This window comes from Acetobacter syzygii (genome assembly GCF_000964225.1).
GTDB classification, from domain to species: Bacteria; Pseudomonadota; Alphaproteobacteria; order Acetobacterales; family Acetobacteraceae; genus Acetobacter; species Acetobacter syzygii.
In genome coordinates, this window is sequence record NZ_BAMZ01000011.1 from 1 (window position 1) to 22269 (window position 22269).

The 22269-nt window shown below is 58.5% G+C and carries 19 protein-coding genes and 1 tRNA gene; 4 read left to right on the plus strand and 16 right to left on the minus strand.

The window, feature by feature from the left end; translation table 11 throughout:
• Positions 1-3271: autotransporter outer membrane beta-barrel domain-containing protein (locus tag Absy_RS05285; protein WP_048853708.1), on the plus strand; the 3271-nt coding region annotated here is incomplete at its 5' end.
• 72 nt (positions 3272-3343) lie between these two features.
• Here the strand turns inward: Absy_RS05285 and Absy_RS05290 are convergent.
• Together Absy_RS05290 and Absy_RS05295 are read right to left on the minus strand one after the other, a co-directional pair.
• Positions 3344-3856, minus strand: coding sequence for a hypothetical protein (locus Absy_RS05290; protein WP_048853709.1), 513 nt, complete (start codon positions 3854-3856; stop codon positions 3344-3346).
• Between the two features lie 127 nt (positions 3857-3983).
• Positions 3984-5099 (minus strand): THUMP domain-containing class I SAM-dependent RNA methyltransferase, encoded by a 1116-nt coding sequence (locus Absy_RS05295; RefSeq protein WP_048853731.1) that lies wholly within the window; start codon positions 5097-5099, stop codon positions 3984-3986.
• A gap of 145 nt (positions 5100-5244) precedes the next feature.
• Between Absy_RS05295 and Absy_RS05300 the strand changes: the two genes are divergently transcribed.
• Positions 5245-5715 carry a c-type cytochrome gene (locus Absy_RS05300; RefSeq protein ID WP_048853710.1) on the plus strand — a complete coding sequence of 157 codons (471 nt, stop codon included), beginning with the start codon at positions 5245-5247 and terminating at the stop codon, positions 5713-5715.
• 113 nt (positions 5716-5828) lie between these two features.
• Here the strand turns inward: Absy_RS05300 and Absy_RS05305 are convergent, their stop codons facing one another.
• The 5 genes from Absy_RS05305 to Absy_RS05325 all read right to left on the minus strand — a co-directional run bounded on the left by Absy_RS05305 (position 5829) and on the right by Absy_RS05325 (position 10358).
• Positions 5829-6590 carry an SDR family oxidoreductase gene (locus tag Absy_RS05305; protein ID WP_048853711.1) on the minus strand — a complete coding sequence of 254 codons (762 nt, stop codon included), beginning with the start codon at positions 6588-6590 and terminating at the stop codon, positions 5829-5831.
• A 137-nt stretch (positions 6591-6727) separates the two neighbouring features.
• Positions 6728-8128, minus strand: coding sequence for a cryptochrome/photolyase family protein (locus Absy_RS05310; RefSeq protein WP_048853712.1), 1401 nt, complete (start codon positions 8126-8128; stop codon positions 6728-6730).
• A gap of 39 nt (positions 8129-8167) precedes the next feature.
• Positions 8168-8755 (minus strand): hypothetical protein, encoded by a 588-nt coding sequence (locus tag Absy_RS05315; protein WP_048853713.1) that lies wholly within the window; start codon positions 8753-8755, stop codon positions 8168-8170.
• Between the two features lie 322 nt (positions 8756-9077).
• A tRNA-Arg gene (locus tag Absy_RS05320) sits at positions 9078-9154 on the minus strand.
• Between the two features lie 61 nt (positions 9155-9215).
• Positions 9216-10358: an alpha/beta fold hydrolase gene (locus Absy_RS05325; protein ID WP_048853715.1), complete on the minus strand. Its 1143-nt coding sequence runs from the start codon at positions 10356-10358 to the stop codon at positions 9216-9218.
• Positions 10359-10416: 58 nt separating this feature from the next.
• On the opposite strand from Absy_RS05325, the gene Absy_RS05330 reads away from it, so the two are divergent.
• Both Absy_RS05330 and Absy_RS05335 read left to right on the plus strand, forming a co-directional pair.
• A complete protein-coding gene (locus Absy_RS05330; RefSeq protein WP_048853732.1) occupies positions 10417-10632 on the plus strand; it encodes a zinc-finger domain-containing protein in 216 nt (71 codons plus the stop codon).
• Positions 10633-10730: 98 nt separating this feature from the next.
• Positions 10731-12962: a protein-disulfide reductase DsbD family protein gene (locus tag Absy_RS05335; RefSeq protein WP_052945708.1), complete on the plus strand. Its 2232-nt coding sequence runs from the start codon at positions 10731-10733 to the stop codon at positions 12960-12962.
• 37 nt (positions 12963-12999) lie between these two features.
• On the opposite strand, the gene Absy_RS05340 is transcribed toward Absy_RS05335, so the two are convergent.
• The 9 genes from Absy_RS05340 to Absy_RS05380 all read right to left on the minus strand — a co-directional run bounded on the left by Absy_RS05340 (position 13000) and on the right by Absy_RS05380 (position 22212).
• Complete coding sequence (locus Absy_RS05340) at positions 13000-13335, minus strand: DMT family transporter (RefSeq protein ID WP_048853716.1); 336 nt, start codon at positions 13333-13335, stop codon at positions 13000-13002.
• 50 nt (positions 13336-13385) lie between these two features.
• The gene (gene serS, locus Absy_RS05345) at positions 13386-14654 is read right to left on the minus strand and encodes a serine--tRNA ligase (RefSeq protein WP_048853717.1); all 1269 of its coding nucleotides are present in this window, start codon (positions 14652-14654) and stop codon (positions 13386-13388) included.
• Between the two features lie 3 nt (positions 14655-14657).
• Positions 14658-15494 (minus strand): twin-arginine translocase subunit TatC, encoded by an 837-nt coding sequence (gene tatC / locus Absy_RS05350; RefSeq protein WP_048853718.1) that lies wholly within the window; start codon positions 15492-15494, stop codon positions 14658-14660.
• The gene (gene tatB, locus Absy_RS05355; protein ID WP_052945709.1) at positions 15491-16318 is read right to left on the minus strand and encodes a Sec-independent protein translocase protein TatB; all 828 of its coding nucleotides are present in this window, start codon (positions 16316-16318) and stop codon (positions 15491-15493) included. Before tatB ends, tatC begins: the two co-directional genes overlap by 4 nt.
• 75 nt (positions 16319-16393) lie before the next feature.
• Positions 16394-17155 (minus strand): SMC-Scp complex subunit ScpB, encoded by a 762-nt coding sequence (gene scpB, locus Absy_RS05360; protein ID WP_084596917.1) that lies wholly within the window; start codon positions 17153-17155, stop codon positions 16394-16396.
• Entirely contained in the window at positions 17152-18102 is a 951-nt protein-coding gene (locus tag Absy_RS05365) for a segregation and condensation protein A (RefSeq protein ID WP_219810131.1), read from the minus strand. The genes scpB and Absy_RS05365 overlap by 4 nt, the downstream gene beginning before the upstream one ends.
• Before the next feature lie 20 nt (positions 18103-18122).
• Positions 18123-19181 carry an SPOR domain-containing protein gene (locus Absy_RS05370; RefSeq protein WP_048853719.1) on the minus strand — a complete coding sequence of 353 codons (1059 nt, stop codon included), beginning with the start codon at positions 19179-19181 and terminating at the stop codon, positions 18123-18125.
• A complete protein-coding gene (gene argS, locus Absy_RS05375) occupies positions 19181-20980 on the minus strand; it encodes an arginine--tRNA ligase (RefSeq protein ID WP_048853720.1) in 1800 nt (599 codons plus the stop codon). Before argS ends, Absy_RS05370 begins: the two co-directional genes overlap by 1 nt.
• A gap of 41 nt (positions 20981-21021) precedes the next feature.
• Positions 21022-22212: a deoxyguanosinetriphosphate triphosphohydrolase gene (locus Absy_RS05380; protein WP_048853721.1), complete on the minus strand. Its 1191-nt coding sequence runs from the start codon at positions 22210-22212 to the stop codon at positions 21022-21024.
• Positions 22213-22269: the final 57 nt, after the last annotated feature.

Below are 22269 nucleotides of genomic sequence, written 5' to 3' on the forward strand. Positions count from 1 at the left end.
GACCGACAGTCAGGTGACCGGAGTAGCCACCAATAGCGCGGGGGCCACTCTTGCGCTTAATGGTGGCAGCGTGGCTAGTGTTACAAATGCCGGGACAGCCTCTCTCGCCACCCTCAACACTGTGCAAAAAGATGTTCATAACAATGCAGGATCTTTAACGCTGGATGGAAACACCATTCGCGGACAGCTTTTTGCTGATGGTGGTACTTTTTCTGTAACCTCAAATGGCACAACCATTGGCACTTTAAGCGGTTCTGCCAATGGTACGCTCAATGGTCTGCTATACCTAGCATCGGCCGACAGCACTTATTCTGGCGTATTGTCCGGGTCGGGGAGCATTAAAATAGATGCGTCTGATCTATCAACATACAGTCAAAATACCTTATATGGACAACAGGTTTTTGATGGGGATAATTCCTACACTGGAAATACAGACATAGATTCCGGGTCGGTTGTCATTAACGGCAACCAGAGCAGAGCCACGGGTGATACATCGGTCAACCTTGCGGCCAATCTGCTGGGCACTGGCACACTGGGCGGCAACTTAACCGTAGAACAGGGAGGAAGCTTTACACCGGGAGATACGAGCAGCCACACTGGAACATTTAGTGTTTTAAAAAACCTCACTCTGGACAATGGTTCTTCACAATACTTCTATTTAGGCCAGACTGGTGTTTCTGGTGGTGCCTATAATGCTTTTGTTTCCGTTGGAGGGAATTTAACTCTTGGCGGCACATTGAACATTATTGCCAATACTGCTGGCCCCAATGCTCACAACAGTGAACTGGATCAAGGATTATACCGCTTATATACCTACGGTGGTGCTTTATCAGGCGTTGCCAACCAGACCGTCAATACATCCACTATCGCCCAGGGTGGCAATACGTCTTTACAAACAGCTATTGCACATCAGGTTAATCTGATTGTTGGCTATGGTCCGCTGACTTTCTGGGATGGTGGAAACAGCACCCAATACAATAATGGCAGTGTAGATGGTGGTTCTGGCGTATGGACCGCCCAGACCGGGGTCGATCACTCAAACTGGACCAACCAGCAGGGGATTATCAACGGTTCGTGGCACAATGGAGATTTTGTAATCTATGCTGGTAATGCAGGCACAGTAACTGTACAGGACCAGAAAAATGGTCAGGACTACAAAGTTATCTTCAATGGTATGCAATTTGCCAACAATGATGGACAACTTTACAAAATAACAGGTGATGATGTTTATGCGGCAACGGCATCAACCACCATCCGCGTAGGGGATGGCACATCATCTGGAGCAAGCATTGCCGCTGTGTTTGATACGGTTCTGAACGACCAATATGTAACGGGTGGCACATCACTTTTAAAAACTGATCTGGGAACCCTGATCATCAGCCAAAATCAGAGTTACCGGGGTGCGACAACAATTAGCGGAGGCACGTTACAACTTGGCAATGGCGGCACAACAGGTGCGCTCACGGGTTCCTCCGCCATACATAATAACGGCAGCCTTGTTGTTGATCGAAGCAATACACTAACGATTGCCCAAACGATTGATGGTCAAGGCAGTCTGGTACAAAATGGTTCTGGCACAACAGTGCTGAGTGCAAACAATAGCTACACAGGGAACACGACCGTAGCCCATGGCACATTGGCGGTAGATGGTTCCATTGCCTCCTCCTCCGTAACGGCTTTAAGCGGTAGTACCCTGAGTGGCACAGGCACTGTGGGCAACACTGTTATTGCACAAGGTGCAACCCTTGCGCCAACTGGCACACAGGGTAGCCTGACTGTACAAGGGAATTTGCAAATTAATGCAAATGCACTGCTCGCTCTGGCTGCTGGTAACCAGTTATCTGGCAAAACAATGGTTTTTCAGGGCAAGGAGTACCAGCAACTCCAGTCCGCTTTTGTGCAGGTTACGGGAAGTGCAGCCCTTGCGGGAAGCGTTGCCATAAACGTTGCGACTTCCACCCCAATGAGAGCGAATGAATACTACACACTCGTTTCCACCGGAAAAGGGTTTACCCAAAAAACCTATGATTTACAGGGCAATCTTGCCAATATTTACACATTTTTGTCCCCCACCCTGTACTATAATGGCACCGACCTTGATCTGCTGATGTCGCGTAACAGCACATCTTTTTCCTCGGTCGGTCAAAGCCGTAACGAGCAGGAAACGGGGCAAGGTATTGACCATCTTCCCCAAAGCAGCGCTCTGGTACAGGCCATGGAAAGCCTGAATGCCACCCGTGCCCGCCAGAGCATGAATGCACTTTCCGGCGAGGTTCACGCTTCAGCAAGAACTGCCCTGATACAGGACAGTCTGTTTGTCCGCCAGGCTGTTATGGATCGTTTGGATACGGCGGAGTGCAATAATACCCACGTCGATGCGACCCTGCACACGGCATCCCTTAAAACCGGACGAAAAGATGAAGGCTGCCTTGCTAACCAGCCTGTTCTGTGGGGCGAAGCCTATGGCAGCCTTGGCCACAATAGCGGCGATGGCAATGCAGCAGGAATGCACCATTCCACCACAGGCTTTATTATGGGAATTGATGCGCCGATCATGGAAAACAGGTGGCGTATTGGCACCATGCTCAGCTATGGCCGCTCGATGTTTGATGTTGGCAGTGGTCGCGGTTCTTCGGGGCATAGCAACAATGTTACGCTTGGCGGCTATGCCGGAACACACTGGGGCGCATTGAACCTGAAGCTGGGCGCTGCCTACACATGGAACATGCTCAGCTTACAGCGCAATGTTGCACTACCGGGCTATAGCGACCGGCTTTCCAGCAGTTATCTTGGCGGAACAGCACAGGGGTTTGGGGAGCTTGGCTACCGGTTCCGTATAGGGCAAGGCATAATCGAACCCTTTGCCAATGTGGCGTATGTCAACCTGCACACCAATGGCTACCACGAACATGGCGGCCCGTCCGCCCTGCGGGGACGTAGCATGGATACGGGGGTGACCTTCTCCACCTTTGGGGTCAAGGCATCGGCCTCGTTCCATGCTGGCAAGCTGCTGCTGGTCCCCCATGGATCTTTGGCATACCGGCACGCATTTGGGCTTACAACACCTACCGCACATACCCTGTTTGCCGCAGCGGGCAGTGGTTCCATGGATATTGCGGGCGTGCCCCTCTCCACCAATGCCGCCGTGATTGATACGGGCCTGACTGCCAGATTAACCGACCGGCTTGATGTTGGACTGTCCTATATTGGCCAGTATGGCAACCAGTCGGTTGAAAGCGGGGTAAAAGCCAACGTCCGCTGGAAATTCTAGACCAGCCCGCCCCGGAGCGCCCAAGCGTGCAGGCACTCCGGGGCATCCCTTATTTGCCTCCCCCTGCTTTAGCTACAGATGGAGGCGCATATGTGTTCGCAGGTCATTACACCGCTTGGCATATTGCGATGCTTTGGACGCCGTAAAGTAATTGATTAAAAAAGCCCCGACCAGAGAACCGAACGAGATTACGGTCAGCAGTTCGCCTGTAAACAGAATTGGGGCATCATAATGCAGGGCGGAATACCAGAGCAGACCAATACTCAACACCGCACCGCAAAACCCCAGCACTCCGGTTGATTTGAGCAAGGAGTCCTCAATACTCTCAAAAGCAGAGGTCTCGCGCCATAAATCAAAGAGTTTGCGGTCCACATCATCTATTGCATCCGCATGGGCCTTTTTTTCGGCATCAGTGCGTTTGTGTGGGTTTTTACGGTGAATATCCAGTTCCTGGCGCGCCTTGGCAAACACACGACGCCGCTCCTTGATGGCAGGCAGGCTTATGTCCACAAAGCTGAGAATAGCAACATTCAGACCGGCAGAAAGCTGCACAACGGCCTGAAAATCACCCCATGTCACGCTCATTGTTTTGCCACCCCAACCCGAACACGCCTGCTTAAACGCCCTCTTTCTATAAAGCAGACGTGCTGAAATAAAGGGGGACTGGCAGCATGTCCGTCATGCCAACCTGCCAGCCCCCCTCCTCCATCCCTTACGGGAGCGGCGCTGTCTGGTACAGCGATACGCGCAACCCCCCATGGGGTACAGGTGCCTCAGGGGGCAAAAATGGCAGCCCGGTTACGTGGGCAAGCTTGGCCTCCGTGGTCACAATACCCACCCGCCAGCCAGAAAAATAGGTCAGCAAGGTCTGCCCCAAGGCGCGGTAGAGGGGAATAAGACTCTCCTTGTCCCCTATGCGGGTGCCGTAGGGTGGGTTGGCAATAACCAGCCCCGCCGGACCTGCTGGCGGGCGCAGGGCGCTTACCGTTGCCTGCTGGAAAGATACATAATCCTGCACCCCTGCACGCTCGGCATTGGCTGTGCTCATGGTTATGGCCCCAGCATCGCGGTCGCTGCCATAAAAGTGGAAGTCTGGCGTGCGCTGGCTTTTAACAGCCCGCATGGCCTGCCATGCCTGCGCATCAAACGTTGCCAGATGTTCAAACGCAAAATGCCGCGCACGACCGGGGTTAAGCCGGGCGGCTATTTCCGCTGCTTCTATAACAAATGTGCCCGACCCACACATGGGGTCCAGCACAGGCTCCTGCCCATTGTAGCCACACTGGCGCAGGAACAGGGCAGCCATTGTCTCCCGCAGGGGGGCGCGGTTAATGGCCTGCTTGTAACCACGCCGGTGTAGCAGATCGCCCGATGTATCCACACTGATGGTGCAGAGATTCTGCTCAATCCGGACCTTGATCACCACAGGGGCATCATCCGCTGGTGTTGCGCCAAGGGTTTGGGTAATGGCCTTGCTCACCCGTTCAGCCGCCGCCCCGGCGTGGTACACGCGCGAAGCCGCGCAGGAAGCCTCTACCCTGAATGCAACATCGGGCCGCAAAATAGCCTGCCACGGCACTTTATGCGCCCGCTTATCCAGTTGGGACAGATGCACAACCGCAAAGGAGGCAATGCGGGCAAGGACCCGGCTGGTACCCCGAACCCACAGATTGGCGCGCCAGACCTCCGGCCATCCGCCACGAATAACAACCCCACCGGGTACGGCTACAGGCTGCCTGAACCCCTTAAGCCGGACCTCCGCACATAGAACGGATTCCAGACCCGGAACGGTTGCCAGAAATATCTCGAAGTCCTTGTCTTTCGTCATGACGCCTGAATGACAGGAAGCCAGCCATACGGCAACTTTATCCTCCAGCACTCAGCTGACCTTACCTGCACCGGGGGGAGTTGAGGTCCAGACAAAGCCGTGTATAATCGTTAACAAACCGAACGATTATAAGCAGGAGTTTTTCATGAAAAAAACCATTCTGGCTATGCTTGCAGCGACTGCGGGCCTGTCCGGCCTTGCAGGCAGCGCACACGCAGCAGCCGATGGTGCTCAGCTGTACGCCACGCATTGCGCCATGTGCCACCAGAGCACCGGCAGCGGCGTGCCGGGGCAGTTCCCTCCGCTTAAAGGCCGAATCAACCTGATTTCTGCCACACCGGAAGGCAAAAACTACGTCATGCACGTTCTGCTGAACGGTCTGGCGGGTAGCCTTAAGGCGGCTGGTACGTCCTACATGGGGTACATGCCTTCCATGGCGGCTATGTCTGATGATGATATTGCAGCCCTGCTGACCTATGTTTCGGCCCTGTCGGGCGATGCCTCCGCCCCAACTTTTACGGCCGAGCAGATCAAAGCTGCACGCGCAACCCCCATGCAACCGGGCCAGATTCTGGAAGAGCGCAACACGCTGAACGCAGCCCACCCGCTGCCATAAACCTCTGGTCTGGCCATAAGGCCAAACAGCAAAAAGCCTCCCACATCCATGTGGGAGGCTTTTTTGTTACAGGCGTGGCTTTAACCTACCCCACGCCTGCACCAGTACCGCATTTACTGGGCGGTGTAACCGCCATCAATCACCAGTTCACTCCCGGTCATGAACTTCGATTCGTCGGACGCCAGATACAGAATGCCATAGGCAATATCGTTCGGCTCACCCAGGTGACCAAGCGGGTGCAGATCCACGAGCTTCTGCCGTGCTTCTGCTGCATCCTTGGTCAGCCCCTGCACCATAGGGGTCCAGATGTAACCCGGGTGCACGGAGTTCACACGAATTTTGTAGCCAGATTTGGCACAATGCAGCGCAGCAGATTTGGTAAACAGACGTACCCCACCCTTGCTGGCATTGTAGGCAGCCAATGTGGGGTCACCCACCAGCCCTTCTATGGAAGAAAGGTTGATAATAGAGCCACTGCCAACTTTTTTCATGGCTTCAACAGCGTATTTGGTACCAAGGAACACGCTATTCAGGTTAATGGACTGCACACGCTGCCAGTCTTCCAGGCTGGTGCTTTCCACCGTGCCATTATAGGCAATGCCTGCGTTATTAACGGCCACATCCAGCTTGCCAAATGTCTGCTCCGCAGTAGCCACAGCATTCTGCCAGTCTGCTTCCTGCGTCACGTTCAGTTTGACAAACAGGGCCTCGCCACCTGCGGCTTTAATTTCGGCAACTGTGTTCTGCCCGGCCTCTTCCTGCAAATCGGCCACAACAACCTTGGCCCCTTCCTTGGCAAGCAGAATTGCCGTGGCTTTGCCAATGCCATTGGCCGCACCTGTAACAATGGCCACTTTTCCTGCAACACGGGTCATGATTTTTCTCCATGGTTTGGTCTGTCCTGTAATTACAAACGCAAACCGGAGCCTTTGGCCTTGATGCCTATCAAAAATAATAAATTCTTCACTTAAACTTTGCTCAAAACCGCTCGGGCAACGCACACTCACTGCGTTCAGCTCTGGTCTTTTTGTGCTTTCCATGCCGCCAGAGCCCGTGCCCGTGCACTGGCATGTTCCACAATCGGGCTAGGGTAGCCCGTAGGCTGCAACAGTACGACCTGCCACGGCGTATGAATATCCGAGGCAGACAGGCCTGCCAGTTCGGGCACCCATGTGCGGATGTAAGTGCCATCCGGGTCGAACTTCTGCGATTGCAGAATGGGGTTCATAATCCGGAAAAAGGGCGCTGACTCAACCCCGGTTCCGGCATTCCACTGCCAGTTCATGGGGTTACTTGCCGGGTCATAATCCACCAGTGTGTGGGCAAACCAGCGTTCGCCCTCCCGCCAGTCGATCAGCAGGTGTTTGACCAGAAAAGAGGCCACAACCATACGTACCCGGTTGTGCATCAGCCCCGTCTGCCAGAGCTGGCGCATACCCGCATCGACCAGCGGGTAGCCGGTACGGCCCTTTTTCCAACGGTCCAGTCCTTTGGGGTCAACCCGCCAGGGCATGGTGTCAAACTCAGGTTTAAGGTTACGGGTGGCAAGGTCTGGGTGTTCCCACAGCAAAGACCATGCAAACTCCCGCCAGCCGACCTCGGCCAGAAATTTGACCCCTCCGCTCCCGGCATCTGCTGCGGTAACCTTATGCCAGATCTGCCCCGGCGTGATCTGCCCGGTCCGCAGAAAAGGCGAGAGTTCGGAGGTCGCATCTCTGGCGGGAAAATCCCTCTCCTGCGTGTAAGTATGCAGGGCGTGGGTTACAAAATCCTCCAGACGGGCGTGGGCATCCTTCTCGGAAAACAGATGGTACGGCTGCATGGCCTCCGCCCAATGAGGCAGCTCCACGCTCCCTCCATCACCAACATACTGGGCATTGGGGAGCTTAGGACTGGGCGCAAACTGGAATGCCGCCGGAGCTGGCAATGGGTGCGGGTCATGCGCGCTGGCGCAGGCGGCCCGCCAGAAGGCCCCAAAAACCTGAAAAGGCTGCCCCGCCTTGCTGCGCACAGTCCATGGTTCATGCAGCAGGCTGCCGGTGGAACTATGGACCTCCACCCCCATATGCCTGAGCTGCGCCTTGATCTGGGTATCTACCGCCTTGCCCTGCGGATCATACCGCCTGTTCCAGAAGACCTGTGCACATCCAGTCTGGTGGGCCAGTTCTGGTAATAGCTGTTCAGGCTGGCCCACAAACACATGTAGTTGCCCACCACGGGCGCGCAGGGCTTTACCCAGCGCTTCCACACTTTTGGTACGCCACCATGCCAGCGCTGTTGTGCATGGTCCTGCGGGCTGCACATAAACACACAGCAAAGGTCGCCCACTCCGTGCGGCCTGCGTAAGGGCAAGATTATCCGCAAGGCGCAGATCATCACGGAACCAGACCAGCGCGGGTGCCAAACTGCTCATGTCAACCTGTCGCCTGCCAGAACACTCCGTGCATCCGCCTTAGTTAACCGGACCATCAGACAAACGGACCAGCACCTTGACCGGGTCGCCATTATCATCCGGCCCCACATAAAAATCACGCCATGCGTTGCGTGAAAAAATCCATGTTTTTGAAAGGTTAACCCCAAGGGACGCACTTTTGCAGGGAGTACCACCATCTCCGGGCTGGCTATTGGCGCACTGGCCACCATTGCCCCCTTTGGTCGGCAGGTAAACATTGGTTTCCAGCACAGCGGTGCGTCCGTTCAGGCGGATTGTGCCTTCCACCCCCACTTTTTTGCTGACTTCAAGCGGAGCACCATCCTGCGGTGGGGGCCCCTGCACCACAACATCAGAAAAATTGGCAGGATTGACCGAACACACTTCGGACGAAGCCGAACTGATTGTGCGCTCCACACCATTAATGGTGACCACCACATGCACATCAATAATATAAACCGGACCAGACACACACAATGTACTCTCCCCATCATTGGCTGAATAAGGCGAGCGGGAGGCCGGGGCTGCATGGGCCTTGGTAGCGGTGAGGGGAAAAGCAAAGAGCGCAACCAGAAAACAGGATGCCACAACAACAAATCTTGGCTTCATCACCACTGCCAGCACCCTTTATCCATGACCTGTAAAACTCTGTCTGTAATCCGGTCTGCATTTTGGCACGAAAGGCCAAAAATAAACAGCCTGCTCCACAAAGCCCAGTCCGGTAAAAATGGTCGTGGCAGCCAGACCAGAACCCGGCACAGCCCATTATCAAAAACAGGCAGTGGCACGGTGCTTTGCCAAAGCGGCCAAGAATAATGAGATTATAAGGAAAGGCGTCATATTTGAGGCGCAATAGCAATAACCAACCCAAAGCTGGCAAGTGTCTAACCTGCCAACAAAATGGCTGTTTTCTGCTATTTTTACAGGATAATGGTGGACCCGACGCGATTCGAACGCGTGACCTTTGCCTTCGGAGGGCAACGCTCTATCCAGCTGAGCTACGGGTCCCTTGGCCCTTCTCCTAGCCCAAAGCGGGGGGTGTTGCCAAGCCTTTATCTGCACGGTGCAGTCAGGGGGCAAAAACACCATCAAGCTGGGCAGGAAGGAACCATGCCGGACCCTGACTGCTCAGGCCAGAAGTGCTGCGCCCCTGCGCCAGCCAGGCCGCCGCAGCAACATCCCCACCGGAGGGTAAAAAGCGCTCAGGCTGGTTCATCCAGCTTGCAATATCCAACAGTGCGGCAGCCCCACGGCGGTCACGCAACAGCAGATGGTGCCCACCCGTAACAAGGTCCAGCCGAACATGGGGTGGAAAAACCCGCCACACATGGGCCATGGCCTGCGGGGGAACAAGCTGGTCCTTATCACCATAAAGGCACAAAACCGGGCCTTGTATCCGAGGTGCAACGTCCGCCGCCTGCTGCATGAGCGTAACCAGCCCCCGCAGGGCCTCCAGACGGGTCTGCCGTAAGGTCAAAGGATTATAATACAGGCGAATCAGGGCCGCGCGATTATCGCTTGCAACCACATGCACCGGTAACTCCCGCCCGCTTACAAGATTTTTTGGAAAAAAAGTGGCGAGTATATCCAGCGGAATATCCGCCCCAACTCCCAGATCCCACACTGCCGGTGCAAGCAGTATGGTGCCTGCCACTTTGGGTGCAAGCGGGGTGGCCATCAACCGGATCAGCACCGCGCCCCCCATGCTTTCCCCCATAAGGTAAAGTGGCACACCGGGGTGTTCGCGTTGGATCTGGGCGACTTCCTCACGCGCGTCTGCCACCATACGCGTGGACCCTGCCCAGCCACCACGCATGGGGGCGCCACCAAACCCCCGTATATCGGGTGCGACAAGTGTCATGCCCTGTTTGGCCAAAGTGGGGGCGGAGTATTCCCACGCATCCCGGCTATCATTAAATCCGTGCAGGGCCAGCACCACCGCGCGCTCCCGCCCCTGCGCCTGCCACACGCGTGCGGGTACAACCGCGCCATCACTCAGGGTAAATGTCCTATCCGGCGGGACCAGCCGCCCGGCCGCAGCATATCGGGCTGGCGGCACTGGCACGGGCTGCGGGGCAACCGTGCACCCGGCAAGCCAGAACACCGCACCAAGCACCACAGGCAGGCCCCTGCACCTTCGCCGGGCGGTACGCCTGCTCACGCTTATGGGAAAAGATGCCTGCTGCACAACCACGGTTGAAATGCGTATCATCCCGCCAGACTTTGCGCCACCACCGCGTGTGCCCAACTCCGGAAAGGCTCTTCTGATCATGCTCATCCAACCAGCAAACCCAATTCCGCGCCCCCGTCTGGGCCATGTGGAAACCATTTTGGTCGATCAGCGCAAAGTTGCCTGCGATGGAGGGTTAGGCCAACTGGGGCATCCTCGCGTATGGCTAAAAATTAGCGGGCACCAGACGGTCTGCCCCTATTGCTCACGTCTGTTTGTGCTCCAGCCCGGTGCCGCCCCCGACTCCGGGCATTAAAAACCAGCACACACAGGAGGGCACGATCCATTTCCCTCCTGCGCAGGCTTTGCGTATGTTGCCTTTTTACGCCCATACCGTGTTGAAAGCCGAGTTTGATGCGCCGCCCTGCCTGCTCCACCTCCCTGCTCCCCTGCCAGCCAGCACGCCATAAACCTCGCTGGCTCCGCGGCCTTGGGCTGGCTATGTTGCTCTGCGTTGGTCTGGCACCGCATGGAGCGCAGGCAGCACAGAGTGCTCCGGTGCAAAGTGCACACAGCACCGCAACACTCATAACAGACTCCAACACGGCACAGGCAGACGCCCCCTTACATGCGGCCCTGCGCCTGCAACTCAAACCCGGATGGCACACCTACTGGCTGAACCCCGGCGATGCGGGAGACCCCGTAACCCTGACTGTGGAGGCATCGGGTGCGCTCGCCGGGCAGGCCCAGACCATAACATGGCCAACCCCCCAGCGCATAAGGGATGCCTCCCTTATGTCTTACGCTTATACGGGCGATGTTGTGCTGCCCGTAACACTCCAGCTACACACAACCAGCACCCCGGACACGCAAGGACAGGTCAGCGTGCACGCGCAGGCCAACTGGCTTGTTTGCGAACAGGCCTGCATTCCCGAAGAAGGGAATTTTACCCTGACCCTGCCAACGGGTGCGCCACAGCCCTCTGCCGAAGCCCCTTTGTTTGCACAGGCTGCGCAACACACACCCGTCAAAGCGCCTTACAAGGTTACCATCAGCCCCACAGGTGTGCTGCATGTGCACGGAGCAGAACTGACCGGCCAATCCGTAGCTGATGCGTGGTTTATGCCCCAGGAACGCGGGCAGATTGCCGAAGCCGCGCCACAAAGACTGACTTTTGATGCTGATGGTCTGTCCCTGCACCTCAAACCCACGGATGAGTTTGCAAAAGCTGCCCCACTGACCGGAATTCTGGTCCTGCGTGACCCCAGTGGGGCTGAACGCGCACTGAACGTACAGGCCACCCCCCAGCCGCTTGCAGCCAGCCCGGAATTAGGACCAGCATCTGCCACGGCCACGGTCAGTGCAACACCGGCCCAACAGGACGTGCTACCCGTAGCGCAACAGGCGGCAACAGCCAGCCTGTTCCACTCCATTGTGCTGGGTCTGCTGGGTGGACTGGTGCTGAACCTGATGCCCTGCGTTTTTCCCATTCTGGCCATGAAGGCGCTTGCCGTAGCCCGCATGGGGCAAAGTGAACGCAAACACCAAAAGCTCAGTGCCATGGGTTATGCTGGCGGAGTGATTGTGGGCTTTACGGGGCTTGGCGCCTTGGTCATGGGGCTTAGGCTGGGTGGCGCGGCCACGGGCTGGGGGTTTCAGTTCCAGTCCACCATGTTTGTCGGCATGATCACATGGCTGCTGTTTGCCATGGCGCTTAACCTGCTGGGCGTTTTTGCATTTTTACCCCCCGCCTTCAGTGCATCCACCCAACACAGGCATGGCCTTGTGCATGACGTGCTGACCGGCCTGCTGGCTGTGGTCGTGGCATCGCCCTGCACGGCACCTTTTATGGGGGTTGCCATTGCAGGCGCGCTGGCGGGGCCACCTTTGAGTGGTCTGGTTATTTTTGCAGCTCTTGGCGTAGGGCTTGCTGCCCCTTATGTGCTGCTGGCTTTTAGCCCGGCACTGGCCAGCCACCTGCCCCGCCCCGGTGCATGGATGGACTACTTGCGGCAGTTTCTGGCTTTTCCCCTTCTTGGCACCTGTGTGTGGCTACTCTGGGTTGCCACGGTGGAAAGTGGGGCAACGACTGTTCTGCTCCTGTGCGCAGGCATGGTATTTATGGCTTTTGCTGCGTGGGTTTATGGCATTGCCCAAAAACGCCAGCGCCTTGCGGGGCATAGCCGGGGCTGCACCGCCCTGTATGGTGTGGCCCTGCTGGGGCTTCTGGGGGCCATGGCGTTACTGCCCGCCCTGCAACAGCTTGCACCGCAACCGGCCACCAGCACACCGGCCCTCCCCAATGGAACTGAGCCTTTTTCTACTCAGCGACTCAATGCACTCCATGCTGCGGGCAAACCGGTTTTTGTGGATATGACCGCCGCATGGTGCATTACCTGCCTTGTAAACGAACGCGTAGCCCTGAATACCACGGCCACACAGGCAGCCATGGCGCGCTATGGCGTAACCACACTCCGCGGGGACTGGACCCGGCGTGACCCGGCCATAACAGAATTTTTGCAGCATCATGGCCGCGATGGCGTGCCGTTCTACCTGTTTGTGCCCGCTCAGGGGGATGCGGTCGTGCTCCCGCAGATTCTAACCCCCGGCTTGGTCATTGGCGCCATTACCCCACCCCACGGATAAGGGCAGGGGCAACACGGAGCGGCATGGCCCGCTCCCCTTAATGCGTTGCGGAAGAGAACAGGTTAATAACCAGCACACCCGCAAGAATAAGCGCAATGCCCGCAAGGGCGGGCACATCGAGTGACTGTTTTAAAAACACCACCCCGATCAGGGAGATCAGCACAATACCCACCCCGGACCACAGGGCATACACAACCCCTGCGGGAATGGTTTTAAGCGGAATGGAGAGCAGATAAAAAGCACACCCATAGGCCAGCAGGCTCACCACGGCTGGCACCCAGCGCGCAAACCCCTGCGACGCCGTAAGGCAGGCCGTGCCAATGACTTCGGCCACAATGGCCATGCCAAGCAGTACCAGCGGCTTATGGATCATGCGTTTAAAGCCCTACTCCTGAGCGCCCTGTGCAGGGCTTGCACGCAGCATTACGCAATGCGGGCAAGACCACCCATATAAGGGCGCAGCACTTCTGGCACGGTAATGGACCCATCCTCGTTCTGGTAATTTTCCATCACCGCAATAAGGGTCCGCCCTACGGCCAGACCAGAGCCGTTAAGCGTATGCACAAAAGCTGGGGCTGCCCCCGCCTGTGCACGGTAACGGGCGTTCATGCGGCGGGCCTGAAAATCGCATGTGTTGGAACAGGACGAAATTTCGCGCCACGCATCCTGCCCCGGCAACCATGCTTCCAGATCAAAGGTCTTGGCAGCACCAAACCCCGTATCCCCCGCGCAAAGCAGCATCCGCCGGTAAGGAATGTTCAGTTTTTCCAGAACAGTTTCGGCACAGCGGGTCATGCGTTCGTGCTCGGCATCGCTCTCTTCTGGCGTGGTTACGCTGACCATTTCCACTTTTTCAAACTGATGCTGGCGCAACATGCCACGCACATCCCGCCCGGACGCTCCGGCTTCGCTCCTAAAGCACTGGCTCAGGCTGGTCATCCGCATGGGCAGCACGGCCGCATCCAGAATATCGCCCGAGACCGAGGCCGTCAGCGGCACTTCCGCCGTAGGCACCAGCCAGCGCCCATCTTCGGTTCTGAAGGACTGGTCAGCAAATTTGGGCAGCTTGTCCGTGCCATACATGGCATCATCATTCACCAGCACGGGCACCTGCATTTCCGTGTAGCCATGCTCGTTTACATGCAGGTCCAGCATAAACTGGCCCAGAGCGCGCTCCAGCCGTGCCAGAGCACCACGCAGCACCACAAAGCGGGAACCGGACAGCTTGGCTGCTGTGGCAAAATCCATCTGCCCCAGTGCTTCACCCAGTTCAAAATGCTGTTTGGGTGCGAAGGAAAACTCCGGTTTGTTCCCCCACACGTGCTGCACCACGTTCGCGCTCTCGTCCGGGCCTGCGGGCACACTGGCATCCAGCCTGTTGGGCAGGGTTGCCAGCAGGGCTGTGGCCTGCCCCCCCAGCATGTCCACTTTTTCTTTCAGCTCCTCCATGTCCGCACGCAGGCTGGCCCCTTCGGCTTCCAGTTCCGCCGTGTCTCCGCCTGTGCGTTTGAGAGTACCAATCTCACGCGCAAGCGTTTTGCTGCGTGTCTGCTTGTCCTGCAACAGGGTCTGAGCCTGCCGTTTTTCCTCATCCCAAGCCAGCACCTGCGCAGACACAGGCTCCATGCCCCTGCGGGCCAGATCAGCATCAAACGCGGTGGGGTCTGCCCTTAGGGCGCGGATGTCATGCATGGATCAGGGAACCTCCTGCTCGGGGTTGGTCGTAGGGTCGGGCGTATCCGCCACGGGTTGTCTGGGCTCGATCACACGGGCGCAGAGAATGGAAATTTCGTAAAGCAGCACAAGGGGAACAGCCAGACCGAACTGGGTAATCGGGTCCGGCGGCATAAAAATAGCCCCAAGCACAAACGCCCCCACAATGGCGTAGCGGCGGAATTTGCGCAGCATGGCGGAGGTCACAATACCTACACGTGCCAGCAGGCTCAGCACCACCGGCAGTTCAAACGCAATGCCAAACGCCATGATCATCTTCATGACCAGAGACAGATATTCCGAAACCTTGGCCTGTAGCTCGATCTGCACCTGATCGCCCCCGGCCCCCGGAGTTTGAAAAGATACAAAAAACCGCCATGCGACCGGAAAAATAAAATAATAGGCCAAGGCGGCACCAGCCACAAACAACACCGGCGTGGCAATAAGGAATGGTGCAAAAGCCCGCTTTTCCGACCGGTAAAGCCCCGGAGCAATAAACATCCATGCCTGAATGGCAACAATAGGGAACGACAGAAACGCCGCGCCAAACAGGGCCACGCGAATATAGGTAAAAAATGCCTCGTAAAGCGCGGTATAAATCAGATGTGGCTGCTCGCCCCGCTGGCGCATGATCTCGCCCAGAGGGCGGGCCAGAAACAGGTAAATATCGCCCGCATAATGGTAGCACAGGGCAAAGCACACAATAAACGCCGCCCCCGACCACAGCAGGCGGCGGCGCAGTTCCAGCAGGTGGTCCAGCAATGGCATGGGCTGGTCGTGAATGGGATCTTCGTCCTGATAAGGTCCGTTATCGCTCATGCCTGCTGGTCCGCCACCTTGCTGCCACCTGTTCCATTCTGTGCTGCAAGAGCTGGCTCCTGCTCCTGCTCCTGCTCCTGCTCCTGCTCCTGCTCCTGCTCCTGCTCCAAAGCTTCTGCCCCACCTGCACCTGGTAAAGGCTGTTGTGTGGGGGCTTTGTCCGTGCCGGGCTGTGGCGGCATGTCCTGCGGGGTGGACACACCCCCATGCACCGAGCTGCTCCGCCCTGCCAGAACAGGAATAATGCTGGGAGCAACCGTGCGGCCTGCGTGCATAATGCGCACCGGGGGCAGAATGGCCGGTGGATGCAGGCGCTCCTGTTCGCGCAGAATACGGCGTACGATCATGGGGGGGAGTTCGGGTGGCGCATTTTCCACCTCCTGCTCACTCGCGGCATCCTGCCATACCGGAGCAGACCCATACACTTCGCCCGCCACGGGGGTTGTCCCATAATCCGCCCCTGCCGCGGCTGGGCTGGCCGAACGCGGAAGAGCATCCAGCGCTCTGGGACCAGACGGAACAAACTGGTTGGTCAGCGGTGGGGAGGATGCGGCCTTGCTCAGGGTTCCATCCCCGTCCAGCGCTCTCATGATCCGACCGCGAACATTCAGGTTTTTCAGGTCCCGCACATGGTCGCTCACTTCGGACAGATCGGCCTCGCGTACGACCTCATCCAGATGGGACTGGAACTCACTGGCCAGCGCCCGCGCTTTTTTCAGGCCCTTGGCCAGCCCTCTAATGGCAACCGGCAGATCCTTTGGACCAATAACAACCAGTGCCACTGCGCCGATCAGGGCAAATTCCGACCATGCAAAATCAAACATAAGCAGCCCCGTTTACGCCCGCCCTGTGCGCACCACAGTCAAGTTCTGCAACATCAGGTCGCACAGCTATCTTTATCACGGACCATCCGGGGCGGGAACCGCAACCTGTGCAACCACCCCATCCTCCGGCGTACCCAGCCCTACCCCGGTGGCTTCGGCAGAAGAGCTTTCGGCCCCCTCATCACCTTCCTGCCCATCTGCGGGGGAGGCTGCATTAAAGGGAATGGCAGACTGGCTCCCCTCTATGTCCGCGGGGTTCTGGGGAACATCGACCATCAGCTCCTCCCTCCGTGGCATGTCTGAGAGGGAGCGCAAACCAAAATGGCGCAAAAAGTCAGGCGTGGTCCCCCACAAAACTGGCCTGCCCGGCACCTCCTTGCGGCCACGCGGCGCAATAAGCTCCGCTTCGATCAGGGTATCCAGCACTGTCTGCCCAAGGCTGACCCCCCGGATTTCCTCTATTTCCACACGGGTGCACGGTTGATGGTAGGCAATAATTGCCAATGTTTCCATGACGGCACGTGGCAACCGCCTTGGCCGTTCCAGCACACGGGTCAACGATGGTGCCAGATCAGGCGCAGTACGGAACTGCCACCCCCCGGCCACTTCTACCGGAAAAACCCCACGCCCCTCATACTGGCGCACAAGGGCTGCCAGAACAGCCGCCACAAAAGCCCCCAGATCTTCTTCCCCCACAGGCATGATCTGCCGGTCCTCCAGCAGATCAGCCAGACGGCGGGAGCTTACGGGTTCGGTCGAGGCAAAAATAAGGGCTTCGGCCAGTCTTACAGCCTCATCCGGAACAACCGGGTGTGCAGGGGGCGGGGTGCTGGTCATATATCCTGTCTTTCTTCTCCGGCGGCACCGGCACTGGCGCTCCCCTGCGGGTTATGCGCTGCGCCATCGGCTGGAGGCTCCGCCTCCTCAACCTGTTCGTGGGGGCGCAGCATGATCTGGCCAAAGGTCTCATCCTGCCGCAGTTCAAGCCGCCCGGTCTTGGCCAGTTCCAGCCCTGCAATCAGGGTACCAGCCAAAGCCGCGCGCCGCTGGCGCAGGGCATCCTCCCCTTCCATCTGTTCGGGCAGGCTGTCGGGTAAAAAAGCGTCCAGCGTGCTCCAGCCCGGCGGTGTTTCACCCAGCAGGCGGGTTAGTCTGCTCAGCGCATCCTGCACAGTCCAGAACCGAATGGTGCGCGGTGCGTAAATTCGCCTGCGGGCAGTCCGGCGCACAGCAGCAAGGTAAGCACGCATAAGCTGCGGCATATCCAGCGCCAGACCGGAACGATCGACCTCCACCAGATTTTCGGGCAGACCACGGGCAAACACATCCCGCCCAAGGCGGGGCCGCGCCTCCAGCCAGCGCGCCAGTTCCCCCATGCAGGCAAGCTCTATCAGCCGTTCCTGCAACAGTTCGGCAGCTTCCTCCCCTTCCATGGCCAATTCATCATCAGCGGGGAGCAACAGGCGGGATTTGAGCCATGCGAGCCAGGCGGCCATAACCAGCCAGTCCGCTGCCAGTTCCAAGCGAACACGGCGCGCGTTTTCCACCACGGCCAGATACTGCTCGACCAGTTGCAGAATGGAAATACGCGCAAGGTCCACCTTTTGTGCACGCGCCAGATCGAGCAGAAGGTCCATTGGCCCTTCAAACCCTTCCAGCCGCAACAGGGGGACACGCGGCACGTGGCCATCGCCCTCATCCCTGCGCGGGGTATTCTGCGGTTCTGCTGCGGGCTGGGGAGGACGCTGCTGCTCCTCCCCAGCCATTTCTACTGCGGCTTCCATCAGGCAATCTACGGCTTGCGTCAGGGACGCACCACCATGCAGGCCATACCGCGCTCACGCACGGAGGAGCAGAAGCTCCGGGCATCGGCAACCGCGCCAAAACCAAGCACCCGCAGGCGGTAGAAGGTGGCGTTGTTCTGCTCTGTACGCACAAAGGCCGGAGTAACATCTCCAAACAGGGTGGGGTAACGGGTTTTTAACCGCGCCCATTCCTTTTGGGCATCCGCCTCGGTCTGCAATGCTGCCAGCTGGACCTGATACTTCCCCCCCGCGCTCCGTGGCGCCACAGCAGCTTTTTTGGCGGCTGGTTTTTCCACGGGAGCCGCCTCTTCTTCCCCATCGGATGCGGAATCCGTGGGAATGGGAGCCTCCTTCAGCGGTTCGGGGGCAGTTGTAGCATCTGCTGTGGCGGCCCCCTGCGCGGGCAGGGTTGCGGATGGTACGGGTTTTAGCCCTTCAGCCTCCTGCGGGGGAGCCGCAGGCGTTGTGGCCACAGGGGCAGCCGGTTCGGATGGGGCAGCACCGCCAGCTGCCACATTAGCTGTAGCAGCTCCCCCGCCAGCAGGGGCCGGTTTACCTGCACCCTCAGTCGTGTTCGGAGCCGGTGGTTCTGCCGCTGCCGGGGCATTACTGGCCTGCCCACCACCATACTGGGCGGCAAGGGCTGCAGGGTTTGGGCTCTCCGGAGCAGGCACCGGATGGCCCTGCTGGTTGGCATCCGCATCGGGCAGGGCCAGCGTGTCCAGTTGCATCCCGCCCGGATCTACCGGCTTGGTACGCATGGCAACAGGCGGTGGCCCCATAACCGGAATGCCACTCTGGTGGTGGCCAAGCACCGCCCAGCCACCAATACCCAGTACCAGAAGCCCCCCCAGCCCGGCAGCACCATAGGCCAGACGGCGTGTACCGGATTCACTCCCCAAAAAGCTGGAGAGCATATCCAGCATTCCGCCACCAGCCGCCTTGGTGGCTGTGGCAGAGCGGGAGGGTGGGGTATCATCATAATCCATGCTCATGCGCTCCCGCGCACGGCTGATACGGTCTTCTACCGTGGAATCCTGTCGACCTTCGTCACTCATCAGCGCATTTCCTCCACAGGGTCCACACCCATGACAGCAAGGCCGGAACGGATAACCGCAGCCGTAGCCGCAACAAGGGCCAGACGTGCCCGTGTGGCCTCCACCGCCCCCGATTGCAAGAACCTCAAGGACGCATCATCCCGCCCACGGTTCCACAGTGCATGGAAATCACCCGCCAGTTCCGCCAGATAGAACGCAATACGGTGTGGCTCACGCGCAAGGGCTGCCGCCTCCACCATGCGCGGCCATTCAGCCAGACGGCGCACCAGCGCCATTTCCGCATCGGAGGAAAGGCTATCCAGCGTGGCATCGGCCAATGCGGCATCGTCCACCGCACCGTACACACCCTCCTCCGCGGCACTCCGCAGCACGGAACGGCAGCGGGCATGGGCATACTGCACATAAAAGACCGGATTATCGCGCTGCTGGGCCACCACAAGGTCCAGATCAAACTCCATCTGGGCATCGCTTTTGCGGGTCAGCATGGTAAAGCGCACCGCATCACGCCCGACCTCATCAATCAGGTCGCGCAGGGTTACAAACGTCCCTGCCCGTTTGGACATTTTGACCGGCTGGCCATCGCGCAGAATATGCACGATCTGGCACAGAACGATCTCCAGCGGCACGGTATCGGCTGTAAGCGCCTTGACCGCCGCCTTCATGCGTTTGACGTAACCGCCATGGTCCGCACCCCACACGTCAATCATGACCTGTGCGCCACGGGCCACCTTGTCCATATGGTAGCCAATATCGTTGGCAAAATAGGTGTTTGTGCCATCCGACTTGCGCAGTGGACGGTCCACATCATCCCCAAAGCTGGTGGAACGGAACAGGAGCTGCTCGCGCTCCTCCCAGTCTTCTGGCAATTTGCCTTTGGGGGGCTCCAGCACGCCCTGATACAGCAGATCGGCCGCAGCCAGCCTGTCTATGGCAGCGTCGGTCACACCACGCGCCAGCACATCGGCCTCGGATGAAAACACGTTCTGGTGCACGCCAAGGGCTGCAAGGTCTTCCTTGATCGCGTTGATCATATGGGCCACGGCAAAGCCGCGCACCGTTTCCAGCCATGTGGCATCGGGTGCTGGCAGGGGGGTGCCATCCACGTCCACTTCGGCCAGTTTGTTGCCAAACTCCGCAGCCAGTGCCTCGCCGACCGGAATAAGATACTCGCCCTGATATTGCAGCCCCCCGGGAGCCAGAGCCGAAAAATCATCCTGCGTCATTCTGGTGCCAAGCACCTGCAGGTAGCGCCAGTAAGCCGCCCATGCCAGTGCGCGCACCTGATTGCCCGCATCGTTAATGTAGAATTCCTTGGTTACGTCAAACCCGGCTTTGGCCATAAGGTTGGCCAGCGCATCGCCCACCACGGCGCCACGGCAATGACCAACATGCATGGGCCCCGTAGGATTGGCGGACACATATTCCACATTAACCCGCACGCCACGCCCCACCTGTGACTGGCCGTAGGCTTCCCCCACCTTCAGCACCACAGGCAGCATCGCACGGAGCACCTGCGGGTGCAGGGTAATGTTAACAAACCCCGGCCCGGCAGCCGCCACGGCGGCAATGCCGTCCACCTTTTGCAGGGCGGCAACCAGATCTGCGGCAATGTCTGCCGGTTTGCGGCGGGCAGCCTTGGCCAGCAGCAGGGCAGCGTTTGTCGCCATGTCCCCATGAGCGGGGTCGCGCGTGGGGGTCAGTTCCACACGGGCCAGCGTTTCCTCAGGCACGTCGGGCAACAGTTCCCGCACAACGGCCAGAACATGGTGACGGTAACGCTGGAAAACACACTCGGACATGGACCACTTAACCCCGTAATAAAGTGCAGCAAACGCGTTTATCAGCCTGCAACGGACAGGTCCGTCAACCGCCTATGTTCTTCCATGGCATAGCGATCGGTCATGGAAGCCACGTAATCCGCCACGGTGCGGTAGATGGCCCCCTCATCTTTGCCCCCCTCACGCGGTTGCCATTCGGCGGGCAACAGGTTGGGCGACTCCGTAAGGGTGGCAAACAGCTCTGCTGTCACGCGCCGTGCCTTATGGGTCATTCTGTTCACACGCCAGTGGCGGTACAGCTTGGCGAACAGGAACTTGCGAATACCCTTGTTGGCCTCTTCCATGGCCTCGCCAAACGCCACAACAGGGGCTTGGGCCGCGCGAATATCCTCCACGCTCCGGGGGGCCAGATCAGCCAGACGTGCACGGGTGCAGACCAGCACATCCGTAACAAGGGCATGGATGACCCTGCGCACCATCTCGTGCCGGATACGCTGGTGTGTGCGGGGGTCCGACTGGGGCAGGTCCACCGCCAGCGCCCGGGCATCGGCCAGTGCCTTGCCAACCAGTGGCACATCCACCAGATCATCCAGTGCCAGCAGGCCGGACTTTACGCCGTCGTCCAGATCATGCCCGTGGTAGGCAATATCATCCGCCAGCGCAGCCACCTGTGCCTCGGCCGAGGCATAGCCCCCCAGATCAAGCGGGAACAGCGCATCCAGCTCCGCCAGCCTGGCAGATGGCCTCCGCACGGGACCATTGTGCTTGGCCAGTCCTTCCAATGTTTCCCACGTCAGGTTCAGGCCATCGAACGCAAGGTAGCGCCGCTCCAGCAGCATAACCTGCCGCAATGCCTGCGCGTTATGGTCAAACCCGCCATATGGCTGCATCTGGGCGGCAAGGGCATCCTCCCCCGCATGGCCAAAAGGCGTGTGCCCAAGGTCATGCGCCAGTGCTACGGCCTCGGTCAGGTCCTCATCCAGTCGCAGGTAGCGGGCCATGGAGCGGGCAACCTGTGCCACCTCGAGCGAATGGGTCAGCCGGGTCCGGAAAAAATCGCCCTCATGGTTGATAAACACCTGCGTTTTATACTGCAAACGCCGAAAACCTGATGAATGTACCACCCGGTCGCGGTCCCGTTGCCATGGGGAACGGGTCAGGGAGTCCGGCTCCGCGTGGAGCCGCCTGCCGCGCCCTTCCCCCGGCTGCACGGCATAGGGCATCAGCTCATCGCGTTGTGTGGCTTGCAGCATTACGCACCTCTCTGCTTGTCCGGGGGCACAATGCCCACGGACCATGCAGCAGCGATC

Bases quoted from the DNA above. Each gene is read 5' to 3' on its own strand.
- Absy_RS05290 (WP_048853709.1), bottom strand. From the start codon at position 3,856: ATGAGCGTGACATGGGGTGATTTTCAGGCCGTTGTGCAGCTTTCTGCC.
- Absy_RS05295 (WP_048853731.1), bottom strand. From the start codon at position 5,099: ATGACGAAAGACAAGGACTTCGAGATATTTCTGGCAACCGTTCCGGGT.
- Absy_RS05300 (WP_048853710.1), top strand. From the start codon at position 5,245: ATGAAAAAAACCATTCTGGCTATGCTTGCAGCGACTGCGGGCCTGTCC.
- Absy_RS05305 (WP_048853711.1), bottom strand. From the start codon at position 6,590: ATGACCCGTGTTGCAGGAAAAGTGGCCATTGTTACAGGTGCGGCCAAT.
- Absy_RS05310 (WP_048853712.1), bottom strand. From the start codon at position 8,128: ATGAGCAGTTTGGCACCCGCGCTGGTCTGGTTCCGTGATGATCTGCGC.
- Absy_RS05315 (WP_048853713.1), bottom strand. From the start codon at position 8,755: ATGAAGCCAAGATTTGTTGTTGTGGCATCCTGTTTTCTGGTTGCGCTC.
- Absy_RS05325 (WP_048853715.1), bottom strand. From the start codon at position 10,358: ATGATACGCATTTCAACCGTGGTTGTGCAGCAGGCATCTTTTCCCATA.
- Absy_RS05330 (WP_048853732.1), top strand. From the start codon at position 10,417: ATGCTCATCCAACCAGCAAACCCAATTCCGCGCCCCCGTCTGGGCCAT.
- Absy_RS05335 (WP_052945708.1), top strand. From the start codon at position 10,731: ATGCGCCGCCCTGCCTGCTCCACCTCCCTGCTCCCCTGCCAGCCAGCA.
- Absy_RS05340 (WP_048853716.1), bottom strand. From the start codon at position 13,335: ATGATCCATAAGCCGCTGGTACTGCTTGGCATGGCCATTGTGGCCGAA.
- serS (WP_048853717.1), bottom strand. From the start codon at position 14,654: ATGCATGACATCCGCGCCCTAAGGGCAGACCCCACCGCGTTTGATGCT.
- tatC (WP_048853718.1), bottom strand. From the start codon at position 15,494: ATGAGCGATAACGGACCTTATCAGGACGAAGATCCCATTCACGACCAG.
- tatB (WP_052945709.1), bottom strand. From the start codon at position 16,318: ATGTTTGATTTTGCATGGTCGGAATTTGCCCTGATCGGCGCAGTGGCA.
- scpB (WP_084596917.1), bottom strand. From the start codon at position 17,155: ATGACCAGCACCCCGCCCCCTGCACACCCGGTTGTTCCGGATGAGGCT.
- Absy_RS05365 (WP_219810131.1), bottom strand. From the start codon at position 18,102: ATGGAAGCCGCAGTAGAAATGGCTGGGGAGGAGCAGCAGCGTCCTCCC.
- Absy_RS05370 (WP_048853719.1), bottom strand. From the start codon at position 19,181: ATGAGTGACGAAGGTCGACAGGATTCCACGGTAGAAGACCGTATCAGC.
- argS (WP_048853720.1), bottom strand. From the start codon at position 20,980: ATGTCCGAGTGTGTTTTCCAGCGTTACCGTCACCATGTTCTGGCCGTT.
- Absy_RS05380 (WP_048853721.1), bottom strand. From the start codon at position 22,212: ATGCTGCAAGCCACACAACGCGATGAGCTGATGCCCTATGCCGTGCAG.